The following is a 21,249-nucleotide window of genomic DNA, read 5'->3' on the forward strand; positions in this document are numbered from 1 at the left end:
ATGTTGGGACCGCCCGAAGGCGGCCAATGTGCCAAAGGTGTAGATAACGGCCAGGGATCAGAAGGTCGCATCCAGGCTGGCGTAGACGTTGAAGGGAAGGTTCAGCTTTTGGTACGGATTGCTACTGCTACCGGAGTAGCTGACGATGTAGCTCCGATCAAACAGGTTGTTCAGGTTCAGGGCCGTCGTCACCTTCTTGAAGCCCAGGGTGTTGCTGAGGGGGGCATTGTTGAAGGTGTAGCGCAGGCTCATGTTGCTGTAGAAGCGACTGCCCAGGGGCAGGAAGCTACTCCCAAGGCTATAGTAGGAATTACCCATTTCGTGGAAGGAAATGGTGCCCTGGAATCCATGGTACCGGCCGATAAACCCTAGCGCTTCCGTGTGGTGTGGTGCATAGGGGAAGGGCTGGCCCGCCGAAGTCAGCCGGGCATCCAAGATGCCAACGTTGGCGTACGCGCTGAAGATATCATTCAGTACCACGTTATTCTGCCAGCTAATGCCCTGGTTGATGGCCTTGCCCGCATTGGCCAGCACGCTCTGGTTGAAAGATCCCACCTGAATTGTGGTGCTGAGAATGTAGTTGCTAAAGTCCACCCGGAAGGCCTGGAGCTGGGAAGACCACGGGCCAAGTTCCCAGTTGGTGCCCACACTGTAGGTTTTGGCCCGTTGGGGCTGGAGATTGGCGTTGTAGGTGCCAGTGTAGAACTGATTGTATCCGGGTGGATTGCTGTTCTCACTATAATTCACATAGGCATGCCAATTGGGCAGGATACGCAGGTTGGCGCCCACGGAGGGCAGAACCGAGCTGAAATTGACGTCGAATTGTCCTGGTCTGCCCCGCGCCAGGGCCACGTCATCGACAAAGCTTCGGCTTACATAGAGATACTTGAGGCCAGCAGTCAGTTTCAGCGCATCGATCGGTTTGTAGTTCAGCACCAAGAAAGGTTCATAGGTGTTGGTGACCACCGGCTCGTAGTAGCTGGAACCCAAGTACACGTTGCTCATGCTGAGATAGCGAGAATCGTGCAAGGTGTTGTTGTGGTTGAACCAGAAACCGATCTCGCTGTCTACCGGCCCCAAGGGCACCAAGATCTTGGCAATATTTCCCCAGCGATGGGTATTGTTGACGCTGTTGCGCAACAGCACTTGGCCGCTGGCCGGACGCACCGTAGCGATGGTGTCATTGGGCGTCAGAACCGTCTGGCTGTAGGTGGTCGCACCGGCGCCAAAGCCGTTACCGTAGTAGTAGTAGAATTGATCAGAAAAGTGGACGCGCCCCAGGTGGCCCTCATATTTGGCATAGCCCAGCCAGTTCAGATAATTGTTGTAGTTGAAGCCCGAATAGTTAGTGTTCACCGTGCCATTCGGGTTATACAGGTTGCTGGTATAGCTGTTGTAATCCCGACCAAACTGATCGATCTGCTGCGCCGTAGCGCCGTTGTAGTAATTGAAGCGCTGATTGTTCTGGGTGAAGAACAGGGTCAGGTTACCGGGGCCAACCTGGGTAATGGACTTGAAAAGAAACTGTGACTGAATGGCGCCGTTGTTTTGAAAATACCCGTCCCGCTGGGTCTGATTGACGTAGATCCAGGCCGAAGTGGGGGCGAAATTCTTGGCAAAGAGGCCGGTGTTGATCAGGCCGCCATAATTGTATTTACCAAAGGATCCTGCTCCGACAATGGGCCGGACGATGGGGAAGGGCGAAGGCTTGAGACTGTAGGTGGCGAAGGCACCACCAAAGGCCGCCAACCCCGGCAGGGCCGCCGATTCCGCACCCGGGTAGTACTTGGCCCCAGACACCAGCACCGAGGGGATGAACTCGTTGGTGTAATAGGTGTAGCTGTCGTTGTCGTTGAGGGGAATGCCATCCAGAGTAAAATTGATCAGGGACTTACTGAAACCATTGATGTAGACGTCATCGCCGTCCATGCTGTCGCCGCTGCTGACCACCACGGCGTTGGGCAGGGTGTTGAGTACCTGGGTGTAGGAGTCCGTCGGGCTGATCATCTGGAACTGGCCCTTGGTGATTTCCGTCTCCTGATTGGTGGCGGTCTTGTTAAACTTCTGTACCCGTTGGATGTCTTCCTTGGGTGTGTGGCCGACGTTGAGATTGGGCGCGCTACCAAAGAAGCCGGTGCTGCTGCTGGCGCTGCCCGTTACGGTACCAAGAGATTGCGTGTCCGCGTGGGCACTGAGCTGGGATAACGCGCTGAGGGCTGCTGCTAGAGATAACAGCAAGGGTTTGTTACTTCTCATCGATACGCTCCTATCAAAAATGGGCCGGGCTGTTTGCGGCTCCTGGGCGGCCTGCTTTGGGCGAACCCTCATCAGAGCAGAATATTAGCAAAGATTTGTTACACTTTTATGAACATTTGGTTACGATTTCGTGACATTGTGGAGTCGTGTCCATGCTCTGGGACCTGAGTTATACTATTGATGTTCTTGGTTTCTGCAGGTTGGAGGCGATATGCGATTCGCGAAACTGACGTTTGCACTGGTCTTTCCATTTGGTCTTTCTGCTTGTGCCACCATGTCTCCCGTTGCTGGTACCTTCCCCCCCATCACTCCGCGTCAGGCGCAGACTGGGGCAGAAAACGGGAAACTCGTGCGTTGGGGTGGGGAGCTGATCCAGACAGAGCCGGAAGCGCAGCAAACCTGTTTTACGGTACTCGGCTTTCCATTGCGCAAGGATGGTCGCCCGATCTTGGGGCGCGAAGCGGCAGATGTGGGGCGCTTCATTGCCTGTGCGCCGGGTTTCTACGATCCAACGCTGTATGCGGCAGGGCGAGAAATGACATTCATTGGCACGATCCAGGGTACCGTGCGCAAAAAAATAGGCGGCTTCACTTATCCTTACCCGCGTCTCAGTGCCAGTCAGGCGTATCTGTGGCCCTTGCCTGAGCCCGAGCCGCAGAGGAGTACGGTCGTCATCGGTGGGGGCTGGGGCTGGGGCTGGCCAGGTTATTACGGCCCGTTCGGGCCTCGCTTCGGCTGGGCTTATCCCTGGTAAACTGGTCCGTGTTGCGCATCTCGCCTCGTGCTAAACTGAATTTTTTGTGGTCGGAGCGAGAATGATTCGGAGCATGACCGGCTATGCCCAAGTCGCGGGAAGCGGGGCGAATACCGACAGGATTTGGGAGCTTCGGGCAGTAAATCACCGCCATCTCGAGGTGGTTTTGCATATTCCCGATAGCATCCTGGCCATCGAAGGTGAGATCCGTCGGCGGGTCAGCCAGGTGATCAAACGCGGGCGGGTGGAACTTTGGTTGCGGCAAAATTCCTCGGAAGAAGACGCCGGCATCTCTGCGAATCTTGCCTTGCTGCAGCAACTGCGCGGCACCATGGAAACGGTTTCGGAAATTTGGGGTAGCCCTCTCGCGCAACTGAGTCCGCTTGATCTGCTGCGGTGGCCTGGAGTACTGCAGGCCAGTAGGCAAGAGCTGCAGCCAGAGCCACTTTTGGCGCTCCTCGATCAGGGATTGAGGGTGCTGCAAGAATCGCGGGAACGGGAAGGAAGCGCTCTGGCGGAAATCTTGCTACAGAAGATCCAAGCGATGGAGAAGATTCTCGCCTCGCTACGCGCGCGGTTACCTGCCCTAGAGGGCAAGCTGGTGGAACGTTTGGACCGGCGGCTGAGCGAATTGCAGCAGCAGGTAGATCCCGGACGTTGGGAGCAGGAACTGGTGTTTTATCTGCACCGCCAAGACATTGCGGAAGAAATGGAGCGTCTCAGTACGCATTTGGTGGAACTGCGCCAGGTATTGCAGCGAGACGAACCAGTGGGTCGGCGCCTCGATTTTCTGGTGCAGGAGTGCAATCGTGAGGCGAATACCTTGGGTTCCAAGGCGGGCGACCAAGAAGTCAGTCAGGCGGCCATCGAGCTCAAAGTTCTGGTTGAGCAGATTCGCGAACAGGTTCAGAACGTGGAGTGATCATGACGGAACGCGCCCATCATGCTGGTATTTTGTGGATTGTTTCGGCGCCCAGTGGCGCTGGCAAAACGAGTCTTTCGCATGCCTTGGTGCGGGAAACGGCCACACTACGCAGCTCGGTGTCTTTCACTACCCGCCCGCCACGCCCAGGGGAGGTGGATGGACAGGATTATCATTTTATTTCCGAGGCACAATTTGTTGCCATGGCGGAACGGGGGGAGTTTCTGGAGCACGCCCAGGTGCACGGCAATCGCTATGGTACGGGCGAATCCTGGGTCAAAAAACAGTTGTTTGCCGGAACCGACTGCCTCTTGGAAATTGACTGGCAAGGCGCGCGTTTGGTGCGCGAGCGCCTGCCCGAGCACACTGTGAGCATCTTCATTCTGCCTCCTTCGTTGCAAGCGCTGTCGGAACGGCTGCGGGGAAGAGGGCAGGATAGCGATGCAGTGATCGCCAAACGACTGGCGGCGGCGCGGGAAGAACTGCTACATTACGACGAGTTCGACTACTTGGTAGTGAATGAAGACTTTCCGTGCGCCTTGGCGGATTTGCGCTCTGTTGTCCGTGCCGAACACCTGCGGCGTAACCGTCAGCAGCATACCGAGCACGCACGTCTGCGCGAGCTTCTGGCGTGATCATGTTTTGCAGAGAGGAAGTGCCGTATGGCCCGTATTACCGTAGAAGATTGTTTGTCCCAAGTCGACAATCGTTTTGAGTTGACCCTGGTGGCAGCGCGTCGCGCACGTCAATTGGCTGGCGGTGCGCAACCATCGTTGCCAGTGGGACGGGATAAGAATACCGTACTCGCGCTGCGTGAGATTGCCGCGGGTAATGTGACGCGCGCGATTCTGGATGAGCCGGTCCCGCCGCCGCTGGCCAGTTTCCCTGGCGCTTCGCGTCGTGAGCTCACAGGTGTTGAGGATGTCGGCAGCGACTGAGCTCAGTGCTCGTGCTGACTCCGTAGTACTTGCGGAGGCGGCGGAGGTTCTGCACCTGTCACCAGTGGCGCCGTCTCTCGGCGATCCTTGCGCGCCCCTGCGTCTGTTACTGCAGCGATACCTACCGCCGGAAGATGTAGAGAAGGCTCGGGAAGCGTATGAGCTGGCGGCGGCGGCACATCGCGGACAGAAACGGCGCAGTGGCGAGCCTTATATCCACCACCCCGTTGCGGTGGCTTGTATCCTGGCGGAGCTGCAACTGGACGTGGCGACGATTCAGGCGGCGTTGCTCCATGATGTCATTGAAGATTGTGGCATCAGTAAGGAGGAACTGACCGAACATTTCGGTGCCGAAGTTACGGAAATGGTCGATGGGGTCAGCAAGCTCGGCCAGGTGCGTTTCGAGACTCGGGAAGAGGCGCAGGCGGAGAATTTTCGCAAGATGTTTCTTGCGATGTCGCGGGACATTCGTGTGGTCCTCATCAAGCTCGCCGACCGCTTGCACAACATGCGTACCATGGGCGTTATGGCGGCCGACAAGCGGCGGCGCATCTCCCGCGAAACGCTGGATATCTATGCCCCAATTGCGCAACGGTTGGGTATTCACGCAATCCGCATCGAGTTGGAGGAGTTGGCCTTCTCCCATCTCTATCCCAAGCGCTGGCATGCCCTAAACCAGGCGATCAAGGCCGCACGTGGTCATCGCAAGGAGGCAGTGCAAAAAATTGGGCAGTTGATTGCCGAGCGTTTACGTCAAGAGGCCATCCACGCCGAGGTAAGTGGGCGCGAGAAACACGTTTACAGCATTTATCGCAAAATGCAGCGCAAGGGCTTGCCCTTCTCTGCCATCCACGATCTCCATGCCTTTCGCATCATCGTTGACGATGTCGATACCTGTTACCGGGTCTTGGGCATTGTGCATAGTTTGTTCCGACCGATTCCAGGACGCTTCAAGGATTATATTGCTATTCCCAAATCCAACGGCTATCAGTCTCTGCACACCATTCTGCTGGGGCCCTTTGGGCATCCGGTAGAAGTACAGATTCGGACGGAGGACATGCATCGGGTGGCCGAGGCGGGGGTTGCGGCACACTGGCTCTACAAAAGCGGCATTCAGAAGGCTCATGCGGAAGCGCAAGCGCGGGCCTGGATCCAACGTTTGTTGGAGTTGCAGGCGCAAGGCGGGGATTCCCAGGAATTTCTGGAGAGCCTGAAAATGGATCTCTTCCCCGACGAGGTCTATGTTTTCACCCCCAAAGGAAAAATTTTGGGCTTGCCGCGTGGGGCAACGGCAATCGATTTTGCCTATGCCGTGCATAGTGATATCGGCAATCGCGCCGTGGCGGCAAAAATCAACGAGATTTATGTGCCGCTGCGCAGCATTCTCGATAATGGGGACAAAGTCGAGGTCATCACCGCCGAGTCTGCCCACCCCCAGGCCGGTTGGCTGGAAGTGGTGGTTACCGCCAAGGCACGTGCCAACATTCGCTCGTATCTCAAGACCATACAGCGCGGGGATGCAGAACAGTTGGGCCAAAATCTCCTCGACAAGGCCTTGCACAGCCTAGGCACATCCATCGACGCATTGACGGAGGAGCAATTTCACCGGGTATATGCCACTTTTCAGGTCGAGGATCGCGCTGCGCTCCTAGTGGCCATTGGCATTGGCCAGGTGATTCCCCTGGTCGTGGCGCAAAAGCTTGTCCCCGAAGAAGAGCGTGGGCGCCTGGCACAAACGGCGCGGCGCCTGGGTCAGGCGGTCAGTTCTCTGCTGCCGGGGCGTCCTGGACGCGAGGGCGAGCACATTCAGCCATTGCTGATTCGTGGTACCGAGGGCATGCCGGTAACCCTCGCCCGTTGTTGCCGTCCTATCCCCGGCGACCCGATCCTGGGTTTCATCACCGCAGGCAAGGGCATCGTGGTGCATACCCACGACTGTCACAACATCCGCGAGTGGCGCAAGCGCCGAGATCGCTGGGTGGACGTCCAGTGGGATCCCGATGTCCACGCGGAGTTTCCCGTCCTGGTGCGGGTGGTGGCGGAGAGTGGGCGCGGGGTTCTGGCACGCGTTGCAACCCATATAGCCCAGGCCGATGCCAATATCGATCATGTCGATATCGAGCCCCAGGATGGACTCTACACCGGCATCACTTTTACCATCAGCGTGCGGGATCGGGACCATCTGGCACAGGTGGTACGTAGCTTGCGCTCCCTGCCTTCGGTATCGCGAGTGCAGCGTGTAAAAGGATGATCAGTCAGGAGAGTCTTATGCCAAGAGCAGTGCACAGCGCCGACGCCCCCCAGGCCATTGGGGCGTATAGTCAAGCCATGATCCATGGGGATCTTTTATATCTCTCGGGCCAGATTCCCATCGACCCAAGCACGGGCGATTTGGTGGAAGGAGATTTTGCGGCGCAGATGCAGCAGGTGCTCGACAACCTGCAGGCGGTTTGTGTTGCTGCCGGCACGGATCTGCGCCGGGCCGTGAAATTGCAGGTCTACCTGAGTGATCTACGTAATTTTGCCACCGTGAATGCGCTCATGGAGCAGTTTTTTACGCCGCCCTATCCGGCGCGGGCGGCGCTGCAGGTGGCGGCGCTACCGCGTGCTGCAGCCGTCGAGATCGATGGCATTGTCGCGCTGCGCGAGACGGGAAATGCTACCGACTGATTTACACCAGCCCATACGCGTGCTGTTGGCACAATACCCAGAGCTACGCAGCTTGCTGGAGGAGCGCGGCATTCACTGCAGTGAATGCTTCATTGCCGAGCGGGAAACTTTGCTCGGCGTGGCTACCATGCATCACATCGATTTACAGGCCTTGCTCAGGGACTGGGACGCGCGCCGTACTGCCGAGACCAGCCACTAGTCCTTGCGCATGGCTGCTGGGTCGAGATCCGTAAAACCGGTACGCCTGCAGGACCCCCTTACTGCCTTGCCCGGTATCGGGCCTGCCCTTGCCACATGCATGGGCGCGCTGGGCTTGGAGCGAATAGAAGACCTGCTCTTTCATCTCCCCTTGCGTTTTCAGGATCGACGCCACTTGCTGCCCCTGAACGCCCTGCGGCCCGGAATGGAGTGCGCGACGGTCGGTGAGATCGTCGATCTACAACGTCAGCAAGGGCGGCGAGAACAATGGTTGCTGCTGCTGGGGGATGGTGTCGCAGCACCGTTGACCTTGCGCTTCTTCCATCTGAGCCCGGCGCTCCGGCAGCAATGGCAGCGAGGACGTCGACTCTGGTGTTTCGGGGAGTTGCGCGCGGGCGCACGCGGTGTAGAGATGGTGCATCCAGAGTGGCAACTTGCGGATCGCAACGATTTTCGTCTCCCCGAGCATCTCACGCCGTTTTATCCCAGCACGCAGGGCATGAACCAACAACAATGGCGGCGTTTTGCGGGAATGGCGTTAGCGCTCGTTGAAGAATTGCGCGATCCGCTGCAAGAATTGCTACCCGGCTGGCCGACGCTGGCGGATAGCATTCGCTATCTCCATCAGGGTGGGCAGCGGGCGCCTGCAGCGAGCGATCGGGAATGGCAACGCGTTGCCCTTGATGAACTGCTGGCTCATCATCTGGCCTTGCGGCGCGAGCGCCATCGTCTTGATGTCCAACGAGGGATCTCTTGCCATCCCGATCCGGTTCTTTGGCAGCGTTTGCGTGGACATCTACCGTTTACCCCCACGGCGGCGCAGGAGCGAGTCATTGCCGAGGCCGTTCATGATCTCGCCGGCACCCGTCCCATGCGACGCCTGCTGCAGGGAGATGTCGGGTCGGGCAAGACCCTGGTTGCTGCCGCAGTCCTCTTGCACGCGGTGGCCGCTGGCATGCAGGTGGCAGTGATGGCACCGACGGAGATTCTCGCCCTGCAGTTACATGAGCGCTTGAGCAGCTGGATGCAGTTGCTGGATCTGCCAGTAGGCTTGTTGCTGGGCAGCCAGGGGGCGCGGCAGCGACGGGAAGTTTTGACGGCGCTGCGGGACGGCAGCATGACCATTGTCTGTGGTACGCAGGCACTCTTTCAGGAAGGGGTGGAGTTCTCCCATTTGGGGCTGGTCATTGTCGATGAGCAACATCGATTTGGGGTTGAGCAGCGGCGGCGACTTCTGGAGAAGGGGATTGTGCCCCATCTGCTGGTGATGACGGCTACACCGATCCCGCGTACCTTGGCGATGACCTTGCATGCCGATCTCGATCTTTCCACGATCGACTCCCTTCCGCCCGGCCGCCAGCCGATCGAGACTCTAGTCTTGGCGGATGAGCGGCGAGAAGAACTCATTGGGCGTTTGCATCATTTGCTGGAGGCGGGCCGTCAGATCTACTGGGTGTGTCCGCTCATCGAAGAGTCTGAGCTGCTGCAGCTTCAGGCAGCGGAGGCGAGCTATGCGGAGCTGCAGGTCGCGCTCCCTGCTACGGCTATTGCCCTGTTGCACGGGCGTCAGCGAAGTGAAGAAAAGGCGGAGATCATGGCAGCCTTTCGTCGTGGCGACGTGCGAGTTCTGGTGGCGACGACGGTGATCGAGGTTGGTGTGGATGTGCCGAACGCCTCGGTGATGGTGATCGAAAACGCCGAACGCCTCGGGCTGGCGCAGTTGCATCAGTTGCGCGGTAGGGTAGGGCGCGGAGCGGAGGCTAGCCTTTGCATTCTCCTCTATCACGGGCCGCTCTCGGTCAAGGCGCGGGAAAGACTACAGATCCTGCGGGAGTCGCAGGATGGCTTCGTGATTGCCCGCAAAGACCTGGAAATGCGTGGGCCGGGTGAGTTTCTGGGTATACGGCAAAGCGGCGAGCGACAATTGCGCGTTGCGGACTTTCTCCGCGATGAGGCGCTGATGGCGATGCTTCCTGAACTGGCAGCCACATTGGAGCGCTCCTCTCCGACCATGTGCGAGATCTTAGTGCAGCGCTGGTTGGGTAGCGCCAGCGCCTATGCGGGCGTGGCATAAAAGTCGCCCAGAAATCATGGATCTCTAGTAATATATTAGGGTATTATGCGAGCCATTACGGCATGGTGAGGAAGTCGGTGTGAAATATTGGCAGCCCTGGCTTGCGGCCCTGATCGGCGTTGCGTTATTGGGTGGTTGTGCTGCCCCTATGCCACCCAGCCAAGTCCATTCAGTAGCGTATTACGCCGCGAGAATTCCGCCACCACCTGCATATGCCCCCGCCGCAACAACGGCACCCACGCAATCTGCCGTGCCGCAAAACACTACCATACACATTGTGATCAATGCCGATCAACGTACCTTGAGTCTATATCGAGGTTCTACCCTGTTGACTGCGTATCCAGTAGCCATTGGTTTCGGTGGATCGGCTCCACGTCGCATTCGCGGTGACGACAAAACTCCCCTCGGTCATTATCATATTGGTTACGTGCGCTGGGGGACGCAGTATGGTCCATTCATGCTGCTGACCTATCCCAATCGCCAAGATGCGGAATGGGGCTTGCAGCAAGGGATCATTACCCATCTACAATACCAGAAAATTATCCAGGCAATCGATCATGGCGAAGTGCCGCCGCAGAATACCCCATTGGGTGGATATATCGGTATTCACGGTATGGGACCAAGCTTTTCTTTCGATCGTTCGGCTAAGGTTTTCCCCGGTCGCTGGACGGCGGGTTGTGTCGCTCTATCTAACCATGATGCGCAAAATATTGCGGAATTGGTCGAGCCTGGAACACCCGTAGAGATTGTCGGCAAAGTGGCGAGCTATGCCGAGCAGATTGGGCAAAGCCGACGTCTTGCCTTTCAATATCGACATGTAGCTGATCATGGGTGGGAATCTGCTGCCCCTCTCCAGGGGAAGGTGGCCAAGGGATCCCCCGCCGAGTAAGTCGTCTACGGTTCGCTGAGAGTCGCGATTTCCTGAAACCAGCAAATGCGGTTCCGTCCCGCGGTTTTCGCACGGTATAGTGCTTCATCGGCACGAGACAGGATCGCTGATCCCGATTCGTCGTTGGTATCCATTAAGGTCGCACCAATGCTGACGGTTACCTGCGTCATGGTTTGAGGATTGATGCGCACAGGATTGCTCGCCACTTTTTCGAGGATCCGCTGTGCCAGTAGGCTGGTATTCGTTGCCGAGGAATCTTCACAAATCAACAGAAATTCCTCTCCACCCAAACGACCAAAATGATCGGTGTTGCGCAACTCACTCTGCACGACGTGGGCGAACTCTCGTAGTACCTGGTCTCCAGCCAAATGACCATGCTGATCGTTGATGCGTTTGAAATGATCCAGATCCAGGATACATACCGCAGTATCACGCCCGTGGCGCTGATGGCGTGAAATTCTTTTATCCAACTCTTCCAGGCTATAACGGCGATTCGAGATACCCGTGAGTTCGTCGCGACTGGCCAATTGCTCGAGTTTCCGTTCTAGTTGCCGACGTTGGGTAATATCCCGCCAGATTCCTTCGAGACCAGCATATTGTCCGGTTTCATCCAGGAGAATGGTGCTGCTGATGGAGATATCGATGATCCGTCCGTCTCGACAACGCATTTGTCCCGGGAAGTCGCGCACATATCCCTGTTTTTTGATGGTCTCGATAAGGGCATCGCGATCCGTCTGATCGGGATAGAAGGCCGAGGCAAGTTGACCGACAATCTCACTTTGCTGATAGCCCAGAACATTGACCACCGACGGGCTGACGTAGCGCGTAATGCCTTCTACATCGGTACGGTAAAAAACGTCCTGCATGGTGTGCATCAGATGCTGAAATTGCTCATCGCTCTGCCGTAGCCGTTCTTCCATGGCACAACGTTCGGTCATGTCGAGGAAGGTCGCGATCAGGCCGATTTGTCCTTCTACCCGCACGGTTCGGCTGGTGAGCGCAATCACCCGCACCTGATGGCGCTGGGTGTAGATGCGAAACTCGGTGGGCGGATTGATGACATTGCCTGCCTCTGCTCGTCGGATGCGGGCTACGACTCGCTCTTGATCGAGCGGATAGATGAATTCATGGACAGAGTGTCCCAATACTCGCTCGGGATGATCGGCTTCAAAAATTCCCAAAGCGACGGCATTAGCATAAAGAATGAGATCTGCGGCGAAGATCACCACGGCCGTGGGCAGAGAATCAAATGCTTCGCACTCTTCCGGCGTGAGTGATGGAATCGGTGTGGGAATGATCTCTCCCATGGCTTTGCACAGCCCTCCCCCCAGTTAGCCGGCCTCTCGGACCAGATCGATCGTATTTTTCGAGATTATCGTGGTCTCGCTTAATCAGCGTCAATAGGTATGCATAATTTGCTAATATGCTGATTGTGCTGTATCCAATCCATTGCGGATGCAGTCTCCCAAGGCGATGCCACCGCGCCAATTTCCCAATAGAGAGACTCCGGGCCAATCGCGCGCGGTTACAGCATCGATTGCAGCAATGCGGTCTGCATGGCCGAGATGATACTGTGGAATGGCGCGGGGCCAGATTTGCACTCGTTGGAACGTGGGTTCGCCATCAATACCAAGGATAGGGGAGAGATCGTTCAAGGCTTGGGCAACGAGCTGATCTTCCCTCGGGAGTTTTTCCTGTGCTCCCCCCAGGAATACCGTGAGCAACACCTGCCCCGAGGGCGCGCGCGCAGGAAAGAGCGTGGAAGAAAAGAGGGCGCCCAGGGTAGGGATCTGTAAACGGCGGGGAATGAGGAGGCCGAAACCATCCAGGGGATGTTGAATCTGCTGTCGCGCGAAGCCCAGCGCCAAGGTGGCTACCTGCGGATAGGCAATTTCCGCAAGCCGAGCGTGCAAATCTCGCGCATCCGCCGGTGTGATGCGCAGAATGGCGTCAGTTGGCAGGCAAAGGAATAGACGCTGCGTTTCCCACCCGCCGGTCGTACTCGTGACATGCCAGCCATTCGCTGTTCGCTGAATCGCCGTAACGGCGCTGTTACAGTGCAGATTCCCGCCCAGCTCTTTGGCAATGGCGCGCGGGAGATCCTGCATGCCGCCAGCAAAGGAGATCAGTCGACTCTTCAGTGACGCCTTTTTGCGTCGCAGACCGGCAAGCAGCAGTGATCCGTGCTCTTGCTCCATTTGTGCCAGGCGGGGAAGGCTGGCTGGCAGAGATAATTGCTCGGGATCCCCGGCAAAAACGCCGGAAACAAAGGGGTCGACCATCCAGTCGAGTACTTCCGGACCCAGGCGACGGCGCACGAATGTCGCAACGGACTCCTCTGTTTGCGCGCGGGCGCGAAATGGTTCACCGAGCAGACGCAGGCGTGCGCGTGCTGACAAAAGACTGCCGCCGAGCAGGGCTTTAGGGCCAAGCGCTACCGGCTGATGCCGTCGGTTGAGAACAAAACGACGGCGTGCAAGCGGGTTGGCGCGGATTTCTTCGAGTGGAAGTGTCTGTAGCAGTGCGTCTACTTGCGCGTCGCGGACCAGCAGCGTGTTTGGGCCGAGGTCATACAGGAACCCCTCTTCTCTGCGACTGCGGATATTTCCACCGGCTTCGTCGCGCGCCTCCAGAACTCGATAGTCCTTCCCTTGTTCTTGTAAACGGAGGGCCAGACTGAGGCCAGTAATGCCGGCCCCGACGATGAGGTTTTTCACGGATTCCATGGCTTAGTTCTCCACAGGCATCTCTGCGCCGTAGGAGCGACTGCGGAGATACCAACGATGGGCATGACGCAGCAGGGCAAGGAGGATGGCCGTGACCGGAAGCGCAATAAGCAGGCCAACAAAGCCAAAAAGCTGTCCGCCGGCAAGCACGGCAAAAATGACCAGCACCGGGTGCAAACCAATGCGATCACCAACCAGGATGGGAATGAAGAGGGTGCTCTCGAGGATTTGCCCGATGCCGTATACCACCCAGACTTCCACGATGGATAGGAAAGCGCCGCCCTGAATGTACATGGCCAGACTGGCAATCAGGATGCCGCTAGCGAAGCCCAGATAGGGAACAAAGCTCAGTAGGCCGGAAAGCAGCCCGATGAGTAGTGCAGTCTTCAAGCCGACAACGCTGAGGCCGATGGCGTAGGTGCTGCCCAGGGCAAGCATGTCGAGGAGTTGCCCGCGCAGGAAGGCCATCAGCATCTGATTGGAATCTGCGGCCAACTGGCGGACCAGAACGAGGCGCTGGCGTGGGATAAGCTCGTCGATACGGCGCAACAGATGTGGCCAGTCGCGCATCAGGTAGAAGGTGATCACGGGAATCAATAAAAAATTCATCAGGATCGACAGGACGCCAGACCCAGAAATGAGGGCTACCTGCAGGCTGTTGCTGGCCCAATGGGTAAGTTTGCTGGCATTCTTACTGGCATAGGCGGTGAGCGTCTGGGTATCGAGAGGAATACCAAAACGCTGGGAGATCTCTGGTAGCCATTGGCTTTGCAATAGCTCGGCATACTGCCGGATATAATTGATGGCAATGAGGGTCTGGGCGCGTACGACGGGTAGTAGGGCGATGACGATGGCGGCGACCAGAAATATGGCCAGGAGAAAGACCAGGGTCGTGCCCACGCTGCGCCCGATGTGCCAGCGTTGCAGCCGGGTGACCAGTGGATTACCCAGGTAGGCGAGAACCCCCGCAATCAGGAAGGGAGAGAGAATGGGTCCCAGAAGGTAGAGTAGCCAGAGCAGGAAGGCGAGGCCAAGCCAGGGGAGGAAACGTTGCGCCACGCCTTAGTCGCTCCGGGAGACAGGGGTTTGCAGACGATAGTGGCCGCAGGATTCAGTGCAGATTATGGGCACTGCCTTCTGCCGCCTCCAGCATCACCTGACGAACCTCCGGGCTATAGTCGCCCTGCAGGACCTGTTGCCGACCCTCCTGAAAGAATAGCTGCGCGTCCGCGGGCAAAAACCTTTGCATTGCCGCGAAGGCCTTGCGCATGAGCTCGGGGTCCTGTGCGCGGGTAGCGGTGATGCCCCAGTTGAACAAGAGAATACGCCAGGGCCGCTGTGGGTCGTTGCTCTCCAGATCCGCGCCGTAATCGCCTTCGGCAGCCTCTACGACCGCACCCATTAGACGCGCCAGGTTGGCGAGCGCGGTCGGCTCGCGTTCTCCATTGGCGAGCACCGCGAGGCCATTGACCACCGGGTCGAGGGTATGAATGGGCTGTTGCTCCTGCACCAGCCAGGCGGCAATGCTGACGCTGACCACCTCCAACGCCGCCTTGCTTTTTCGCTCGCCCAAGCGATCGGCCCAAGTCGCCAAATCCATCAGCAGGCCAATGGTCAAATCGCCAATGCGCTCTGCCTCGTCTTCGGGCAGCGAGGGATCCCAGTCGGCCGTATCTTTTTCCAATACGGCAAAGAGCTGGCGCAGGGCGTCGACGAGCTGGGGCGGAGTGACCTGTTCGCCCGTGGCAATGTTGCTTTCCGCAAAACGGACGAGGAGCGACTGCACCTGTTGTTCAAAGCGGGCTTTGGCGCTGCTGATATCGGCGAGGGATGCCAAGGCGAATTTCCTTGAAGTGCCAAAATTGGCCTTTGATGGTATCATGAAAACTTTGCCGAGCAAGGCAGAGTGTTGGGAGTTTCCATGCCACAGTCCACCCCCCCGCGATCGTTGGTTGATCTGCACATGCATTCCCTGCACTCCGATGGCAGTATGCCGGTGAAAGAGTTGGTGGCGCGGGTTGCGCGGCGGGGCGTGGCACTTATGGCGCTGACGGATCATGACAATACCGCCGGCATTGCGAGTGCGGCGCAGGAAGCGGACCGACACGGAATCGATTTCATTCCTGGGGTAGAAATATCGAGCGAATGGAACGGCATCGGTATCCACATCGTTGGCCTGGGCATCGACATCGAGAATGCAAATCTACAAGCCGGCTTGGACAAGATCATGGAGTTTCGTGACTGGCGTGCGGCGGAGATCAGCCGCTTGCTGGAGACGGCAGGAATTCCGGGGGCCGAGCAGGGTGCCCGCGAACTGGCGGGTAGCCGCATGGTGGGGCGTACCCATTTTGCGCGTTGGCTGAAGGATTCCGGCCATTGCCGTGACAACGGCGAAGCCTTTCAGCGTTGGCTGGGACGAGGACAGGTTGCCTATGTGCCGAGTGACTGGATTCCCATGGTCGAGGCCGTATCCTGGATACGTCAAGCGGGGGGCATTGCGGTGGTTGCCCATCCTGGTCGCTACAAATTGAGTGCAGACCGTCTACGCACGCTATTTACAGAGTTTCGTGCGGCGGGGGGAGGGGCCATCGAGGTCAGTTCTGGCTCACAGGCGGCGGCAGACCGTGAGCATCTCGGAAAGTTGGCCCAACAATTGGACCTGGCCGCTTCTTTGGGTTCTGATTTTCACGGGCCAGATATTGGGCACGCCGAGATTGGGCAGCTCGCCCCCCTGCCCGATGCCGTGCAACCGGTTTGGGAGTGCCTTGGGCACTCTATCCCGCACGACAAGCACTAGTTCGCCCATGCCCCCGATGCGGGAAAAGATCCGTTTTGCCAACTGGGGGACGATCGTTCTGCTTGTCGTCTACCTTGGGGCGTTGTATACCCTGAGCCCTTATGCTGGCCCCCTGCTCATGGGTGCGGTGCTCGCTACGGTCGGGTGGCCTTGGCAGCTGCGTCTGGAACGCTCCTTGCACCTACCGCGGTGGTTGGCCTCCCTCCTTCATGCCTTGGCCTGGATGGCGGTCATCATCATCCCTGCGGTTCTGGTGGTGGAGTCCATCCTCCCTGAGTTGTTGCGCGTCGTCGCCCGCTGGCAATCCGGCGCACCGCTTTTGGGGGTGCCGCGGGAATTGCAGGCCATTCCCTACCTGGGAAAATGGCTGGCGGATCATTTGCGGGTGTTGAATGGAGCGCATCTCGCTCATTTCCTGAGCGATCATGAGGCGATGATCACCAGCTCTCTGGGTCAGCTCTGGTTTTTTGTTCTGCACACGTTCTTTGTTGCCCTGACCGTTTTTGCTATCAGTCTGCACGGGCGGCGTTTGGGGGAGGTGCTGCATCTCAGCGCGAGTCAGCTCTGGGGCGCGGAGCGCGGTGATCGCTTTCTCTTGGCGGCGCGTGAGGCGACGCGATCGGTCCTCATTGGGCTGATTGGGGTGGGCGTCATCGAAGGCTTGCTGATCGGTGTCGCTTACGCGATTGCTGGCCTCAGCACCTGGCCGCTGTGGATGGTGGTGACGGCTTTGTTGTCCCCTATCCCTTTTGGTGCGACGGTGGTAGTCGCCGCCGCAACCTTGTGGTTGATTTTTGGTGGCCATTGGTTGGCGGGTCTGGTGGTATTGGGCTGGGGGTTTTTCGTCATCACCCTTGCGGACCTCGTCATTCGTCCATTGCTGACGGGATCACAGAGTCAGGCGCCGTTCTTCCTGGTATTTTTCAGTATTCTTGGCGGGGCTGCGGCCTTTGGCTTGATTGGATTGATCATCGGCCCTATCTTGGTACTGTTGGCGCGCGGGGTATGGCTGGCGTGGGAACGCCGGGTGTTGCTCGAGCGCGGAACTGGGGGTGGGGCGGTGCGTTCTAAGTCTTGAACTTGTGGAGGTGCGGAATGGATTACCAGATGTTTGATCAGCAGTACAATCAGATTGCCCAGGCGACCCAGAACAATATTCAGGGTCTGCAGCAGGTGGCGCAAAAGGTCCAGGCGACGGTTCCGGACTCTACGCAAGCGCGCGATCTGATTCTGGAATTGCGGAATATGGCGATGAATCTACAGGGCCAGCAGCAAAATGTGAATTTCCTGTTGCAGCAGATGGGGCAGCGTATTCAGCAGCTGGAGATGCAGATGCAACAGATGGGTGGGCAGCCAGGGATGAACCCCAATATGGCGCAGCGCCCCTGGAATGCGCCGGCGCAAGGCGGCATGGGCGGCGGTTTCATGGGCAACGTCATGACGGGTCTGGGGTTGGGCGCGGGCTTTGCGGTGGCAGACAATATTGTTGACGATATCTTCAATATGTTCTGACCGACTGCATTGTGATCGGAGTGCGGCGGCCTGATCGGGCCGCCGTTTTTGTTGGCCCGGGAGGTAAAGTGGCAGAGGAATGGATCTATGGGTTCCACGCAGTCGAAGCGGCGCTAAACGCGGGGGAAGTAGAGCGTCTGTGGTTGGCGCAGGAACGTGCGAATGATGTCCGTCTGCAAAGCATCCGCCATCTTGCGGAGAGGCGGGGGATTGTACTGGAAATCGAGCCCGCGCAAGCTCTGGCACGGCGTTGTCGCAGCGAGCAGCATCAAGGGGTGCTGGCGCGCGCCTTGCCGGCCTCGCCGCGAGACTGGCAGGCCTTTGCAGCGCAGTTGCCGGCGGATGCCCTTCTCCTCATGCTCGATGGGGTTACCGATCCGCACAACTTGGGGGCCTGTTTGCGCAGCGCCGAGGCCGCCGGCGTGAATGCAGTCCTTCTGCCTAAAGACAATGCCTGTGCTATTACCGCGGCGGTACGCAAAGCGGCAGCAGGTGCGGCTTCACGGGTGCCGGTGTTCTTCCTGACCAATCTTGCCCGCAGCCTAGCAGACTTACAGAAGCGAAATTTTTGGGTGGCCGGGTTGGCTGGAGAGAGTGAGCAGAGCGTCTATGCAGCAGATCTGCGCGGTCCCCTGGTACTGGTGCTGGGGAGTGAAGAAAAAGGGATGCGCCGCTTGATCCGGGAGCATTGTGACTATCTCCTGCGCATCCCCATGCAGGGACAGATCGAAAGCCTGAATGTCTCTGTCGCTACGGCGATCGTGCTCTTCGAAGCTCGGCGTCAGCGGGACAACAGGGTGCAATAAGGCGAGAGGCTCAGCGTCTCTGAGGAATTGGCGTGTCGGTAAGCGCTGCGGCGAGTTGGGTGTCATAATCGGGAACCCGCTCCCTAGCCCAGTTCTCGATATGCTGCCTGCCATCCGCACGGGCCTTTTCGGTATTTAGGCTGCGGAATTGCCAAATGGCCATCCAGAAACAGAGGGTGGCAATTCCTGCATCGGCCAAACGCAGCGTTGATGGAAGACGCAGCCGAATCAACGCGATGTCGAACAGTAAACAAAGGAGCAGAGCGATGGCGGTAATCCACCATCGCTTTCTGCGCTTGGGCATGCTCGCCTTGCCCAGCTCCCGTGCCAAAATTGCCCGGCGTTGCCCGATAGGTTGTCGCGCCAGTTCGGGAGAAAGCAGTACCGCGCCGGTAAGTGGTTCCTGCAAGCCGAGAGCGTTTTCCGCTAGGGTGCTATACCACACGGGAGTGTGCGTGTCCCCGAGGCTGTCACGCAAGGCCAACAGCGGTGGATCGCGGTAGAGAAGTTCCCGTGGCAGCATGTCAGCACCCCAATCTCAATTCGCCAGGGCCAGCATCAGCTGGTTCAGGCGGGCGACGAAACTGGCGGGATCTTCGAGCTGCCCGCCCTCGGCGAGGATGGCCTGGTCCAGCAAGAGTGCGGACCATTCGCCAAAACGGGTATCATCTGCCTCTTTTTCGATCCGTGCCAACATCGGATGCCGTGGGTTGATCTCCAGAGTCGGTTTGCTGCTCGGCATCTCATGCCCGGCTTGTTTAAGCAACTGCTGCATGTACAGCGCCATGTCGCGCTCGCCCAAGACGATACACGAAGGGGAGTTGGTCAGTCGCTGCGAAACGCGCACGGTATCTACCCGATCGCCCAGCGCCTTCTTGATCCGCTCAACCACACCTTCAGCCGCTTTCTCCGTCTCTGCCTGCTCCTTCTTCTCTTCCTCGCTTTCAATCTGGCCGAGGTCGAGGTCGCCCTTTGCTGCGGAAACCAGACTCTTCCCATCGAATTCATGGAGATGACTGGTGAGCCATTCGTCCACCCGATCGCTGAGCAGGAGCACTTCGATACCTTTTTTGCGCAGGAGTTCGAGCTGTGGGCTGTTTTTGGCTGCCAGGAAAGAATCGGCGGTAATGTAATAAATCTTGTCCTGGCCCTCTTTCATACGGCTGACATAATCCGTCAACGAAACGTTTTGCACGTCGGTATCACTGTGGGTACTGGCAAAGCGTAGCAATTTGGCGATCTGCTCGCGGTTGCCGAAGTCCTCGCCCGGCCCTTCCTTCAAGACTCGGCCGAATTCTGTCCAGAATGTCTGATATTTTTCGGGCTCCTTCGCCGCGATGTCTTCCAGCAGCCCGAGAACGCGTTTGCTGGCACCCGAGCGCATCTGCTCGATGGTGCGGTTGCCCTGCAGGATCTCTCGCGACACGTTCAACGGTAGGTCGCTGGAATCGATCACGCCGCGCACGAAGCGCAGATAGCGCGGCATCAGCTGCTCGGCATCATCCATGATGAAGACCCGCTGTACATACAGCTTGATGCCGTGGGTCTGCTTCTGGTCCCAGAGATCGAAGGGCGCCTTGCTCGGGATATAGAGCAGGGAGGTGTATTCCAGCCGTCCCTCGACGCGGTTGTGTACCCACGCCAGGGGTTCACCAAAATCGTGGCTGACGTGCTGATAAAATTCCTGGTATTCCTCGTTACTGATTTCGCCTTTCGGACGTTGCCAGAGCGCCGAGGCCTTGTTGACGGTCTCCCACTCATCGCCGGGCTTGCCATCGTCACCGAGCTTGCGCATGCGGATCGGTAGCGGAATATGGTCAGAATATTTGCTGATAATGGAGCGTAGCCGCCAGGAGTTGAGCAGATCTTGCCGTTCCTCTTCGCGCAGATGGAGAACAATCTCTGTGCCGCGCCCCGGGAGCTCGATGGTTTCGAGGGTATAGGCGCCGGTGCCATCGGATTCCCAACGCACGCCATGCTCCTTGCCCATGCCGGCGCGGCGGGTACTCAGGGTAACACGTTCGGCGACGATGAAAGCGGAATAGAAGCCCACACCAAACTGGCCAATCAGCTGCGCATCCTTGGCTTGGTCGCCGCTCAGGCGGGAAAAAAATTCCCGCGTCCCCGACTTGGCAATAGTGCCGATGTTGGCGATGACCTCATCACGATCCATGCCGATGCCGTTGTCGCGGACAGTGATCGTGCTGGCATCCTGATCGAACGTCACATCAACCTGCAGATCGCTCCCGCCCTCCAGCAGGGCAGGGTCGGAAAGGGCCTCGAAGCGCAGTTTGTCGCAGGCATCCGAGGCGTTGGAAAGGAGTTCGCGGAGGAAGATTTCCTTGTTGGAATAGAGGGAGTGGATCATCAGCTGCAGAAGCTGGTTCACTTCCGCTTGGAATTGCATTGTTTCTTTTGAGGTAGTCATGCCTTCTCCTGAATTTGGTACACGCCGCATCGTGACCTTACGCAGGGCGAAGATGGGGATAGTAGAGAAAAAAATCAAGAATAGGCGGAAAGGTCTTCCCTTCCGTTTCGCACTGTTTTGGTGCGTGCGCGGGTGATCAGGTTCCCGAACCGCCGCGCGCTTGGCCATCTGCATTGGGCCCGTTCTTTGCTTATAAGTTTCCATCCAGTTGGGAGCTAGGCCAACTGGACAATCCAATACATAGTTTAAGGAGCGTATATGACACGAAAGGGAGCCATG

The 21,249-nt window shown here is 58.0% G+C and carries 20 protein-coding genes; 13 read left to right on the plus strand and 7 right to left on the minus strand.

The window, feature by feature from the left end; translation table 11 throughout:
- Nucleotides 1–57: 57 nt before the first annotated feature.
- A complete protein-coding gene (locus M5D89_RS05945) occupies nucleotides 58–2,256 on the minus strand; it encodes a TonB-dependent receptor (protein ID WP_248884920.1) in 2,199 nt (732 codons plus the stop codon).
- Between the two features lie 211 nt (nucleotides 2,257–2,467).
- Here M5D89_RS05945 and M5D89_RS05950 point away from each other — a divergent pair, with 211 nt between their 5' ends.
- The 9 genes from M5D89_RS05950 (at nucleotide 2,468) to M5D89_RS05990 (ending at nucleotide 10,701) form a co-directional block, all read left to right on the plus strand.
- Nucleotides 2,468–3,010: a Slp family lipoprotein gene (locus tag M5D89_RS05950; RefSeq protein WP_248884921.1), complete on the plus strand. Its 543-nt coding sequence runs from the start codon at nucleotides 2,468–2,470 to the stop codon at nucleotides 3,008–3,010.
- Nucleotides 3,011–3,071: 61 nt separating this feature from the next.
- Nucleotides 3,072–3,932, plus strand: coding sequence for a YicC/YloC family endoribonuclease (locus M5D89_RS05955; RefSeq protein ID WP_248884922.1), 861 nt, complete (start codon nucleotides 3,072–3,074; stop codon nucleotides 3,930–3,932).
- Between the two features lie 2 nt (nucleotides 3,933–3,934).
- On the plus strand, nucleotides 3,935–4,567 hold the full coding sequence (gmk, locus tag M5D89_RS05960; RefSeq protein ID WP_248884923.1) for a guanylate kinase: 633 nt from the start codon (nucleotides 3,935–3,937) through the stop codon (nucleotides 4,565–4,567).
- A 27-nt stretch (nucleotides 4,568–4,594) separates the two neighbouring features.
- Complete coding sequence (gene rpoZ / locus M5D89_RS05965) at nucleotides 4,595–4,870, plus strand: DNA-directed RNA polymerase subunit omega (RefSeq protein WP_248884924.1); 276 nt, start codon at nucleotides 4,595–4,597, stop codon at nucleotides 4,868–4,870.
- A complete protein-coding gene (locus M5D89_RS05970; protein ID WP_248884925.1) occupies nucleotides 4,854–7,121 on the plus strand; it encodes a RelA/SpoT family protein in 2,268 nt (755 codons plus the stop codon). The genes rpoZ and M5D89_RS05970 overlap by 17 nt, the downstream gene beginning before the upstream one ends.
- 17 nt (nucleotides 7,122–7,138) lie before the next feature.
- Nucleotides 7,139–7,540 carry a Rid family detoxifying hydrolase gene (locus M5D89_RS05975; RefSeq protein WP_248884926.1) on the plus strand — a complete coding sequence of 134 codons (402 nt, stop codon included), beginning with the start codon at nucleotides 7,139–7,141 and terminating at the stop codon, nucleotides 7,538–7,540.
- Nucleotides 7,527–7,739: a DUF1858 domain-containing protein gene (locus tag M5D89_RS05980; RefSeq protein WP_248884927.1), complete on the plus strand. Its 213-nt coding sequence runs from the start codon at nucleotides 7,527–7,529 to the stop codon at nucleotides 7,737–7,739. The genes M5D89_RS05975 and M5D89_RS05980 overlap by 14 nt, the downstream gene beginning before the upstream one ends.
- 9 nt (nucleotides 7,740–7,748) lie before the next feature.
- Complete coding sequence (recG, locus tag M5D89_RS05985; protein WP_248884928.1) at nucleotides 7,749–9,812, plus strand: ATP-dependent DNA helicase RecG; 2,064 nt, start codon at nucleotides 7,749–7,751, stop codon at nucleotides 9,810–9,812.
- Nucleotides 9,813–9,891: 79 nt separating this feature from the next.
- Nucleotides 9,892–10,701, plus strand: a complete 810-nt coding sequence (locus tag M5D89_RS05990; RefSeq protein ID WP_248884929.1) for a L,D-transpeptidase family protein — start codon at nucleotides 9,892–9,894, stop codon at nucleotides 10,699–10,701.
- Nucleotides 10,702–10,706: 5 nt separating this feature from the next.
- Here M5D89_RS05990 and M5D89_RS05995 read toward each other — a convergent pair whose 3' ends face one another.
- From M5D89_RS05995 to M5D89_RS06010, 4 genes are all read right to left on the minus strand, one after another.
- A complete protein-coding gene (locus M5D89_RS05995; protein ID WP_248884930.1) occupies nucleotides 10,707–12,008 on the minus strand; it encodes a sensor domain-containing diguanylate cyclase in 1,302 nt (433 codons plus the stop codon).
- Between the two features lie 111 nt (nucleotides 12,009–12,119).
- The gene (gene hemG / locus M5D89_RS06000; RefSeq protein ID WP_248884931.1) at nucleotides 12,120–13,427 is read right to left on the minus strand and encodes a protoporphyrinogen oxidase; all 1,308 of its coding nucleotides are present in this window, start codon (nucleotides 13,425–13,427) and stop codon (nucleotides 12,120–12,122) included.
- 3 nt (nucleotides 13,428–13,430) lie between these two features.
- Complete coding sequence (locus M5D89_RS06005; protein WP_248884932.1) at nucleotides 13,431–14,486, minus strand: AI-2E family transporter; 1,056 nt, start codon at nucleotides 14,484–14,486, stop codon at nucleotides 13,431–13,433.
- Nucleotides 14,487–14,538: 52 nt separating this feature from the next.
- Entirely contained in the window at nucleotides 14,539–15,264 is a 726-nt protein-coding gene (locus tag M5D89_RS06010) for a hypothetical protein (protein ID WP_248884933.1), read from the minus strand.
- Nucleotides 15,265–15,348: 84 nt separating this feature from the next.
- Between M5D89_RS06010 and M5D89_RS06015 the strand changes: the two genes are divergently transcribed.
- The 4 genes from M5D89_RS06015 to rlmB all read left to right on the plus strand — a co-directional run bounded on the left by M5D89_RS06015 (nucleotide 15,349) and on the right by rlmB (nucleotide 18,542).
- Entirely contained in the window at nucleotides 15,349–16,224 is an 876-nt protein-coding gene (locus tag M5D89_RS06015; RefSeq protein WP_248884934.1) for a PHP domain-containing protein, read from the plus strand.
- A gap of 7 nt (nucleotides 16,225–16,231) precedes the next feature.
- Nucleotides 16,232–17,302 (plus strand): AI-2E family transporter, encoded by a 1,071-nt coding sequence (locus M5D89_RS06020; protein ID WP_248884935.1) that lies wholly within the window; start codon nucleotides 16,232–16,234, stop codon nucleotides 17,300–17,302.
- Nucleotides 17,303–17,319: 17 nt separating this feature from the next.
- Nucleotides 17,320–17,736 (plus strand): hypothetical protein, encoded by a 417-nt coding sequence (locus tag M5D89_RS06025; protein ID WP_248884936.1) that lies wholly within the window; start codon nucleotides 17,320–17,322, stop codon nucleotides 17,734–17,736.
- 68 nt (nucleotides 17,737–17,804) lie between these two features.
- Complete coding sequence (gene rlmB / locus M5D89_RS06030) at nucleotides 17,805–18,542, plus strand: 23S rRNA (guanosine(2251)-2'-O)-methyltransferase RlmB (protein ID WP_248884937.1); 738 nt, start codon at nucleotides 17,805–17,807, stop codon at nucleotides 18,540–18,542.
- Between the two features lie 10 nt (nucleotides 18,543–18,552).
- Here the strand turns inward: rlmB and M5D89_RS06035 are convergent, their stop codons facing one another.
- Nucleotides 18,553–19,065, minus strand: a complete 513-nt coding sequence (locus M5D89_RS06035; protein ID WP_248884938.1) for a hypothetical protein — start codon at nucleotides 19,063–19,065, stop codon at nucleotides 18,553–18,555.
- 15 nt (nucleotides 19,066–19,080) lie between these two features.
- Nucleotides 19,081–20,970, minus strand: coding sequence for a molecular chaperone HtpG (gene htpG / locus M5D89_RS06040; RefSeq protein WP_248884939.1), 1,890 nt, complete (start codon nucleotides 20,968–20,970; stop codon nucleotides 19,081–19,083).
- Between the last annotated feature and the right edge of the window lie 279 nt (nucleotides 20,971–21,249).

The sequence above is a fragment of the Acidithiobacillus acidisediminis genome, from assembly GCF_023277115.1.
GTDB classification, from domain to species: Bacteria; Pseudomonadota; Gammaproteobacteria; order Acidithiobacillales; family Acidithiobacillaceae; genus Igneacidithiobacillus; species Igneacidithiobacillus acidisediminis.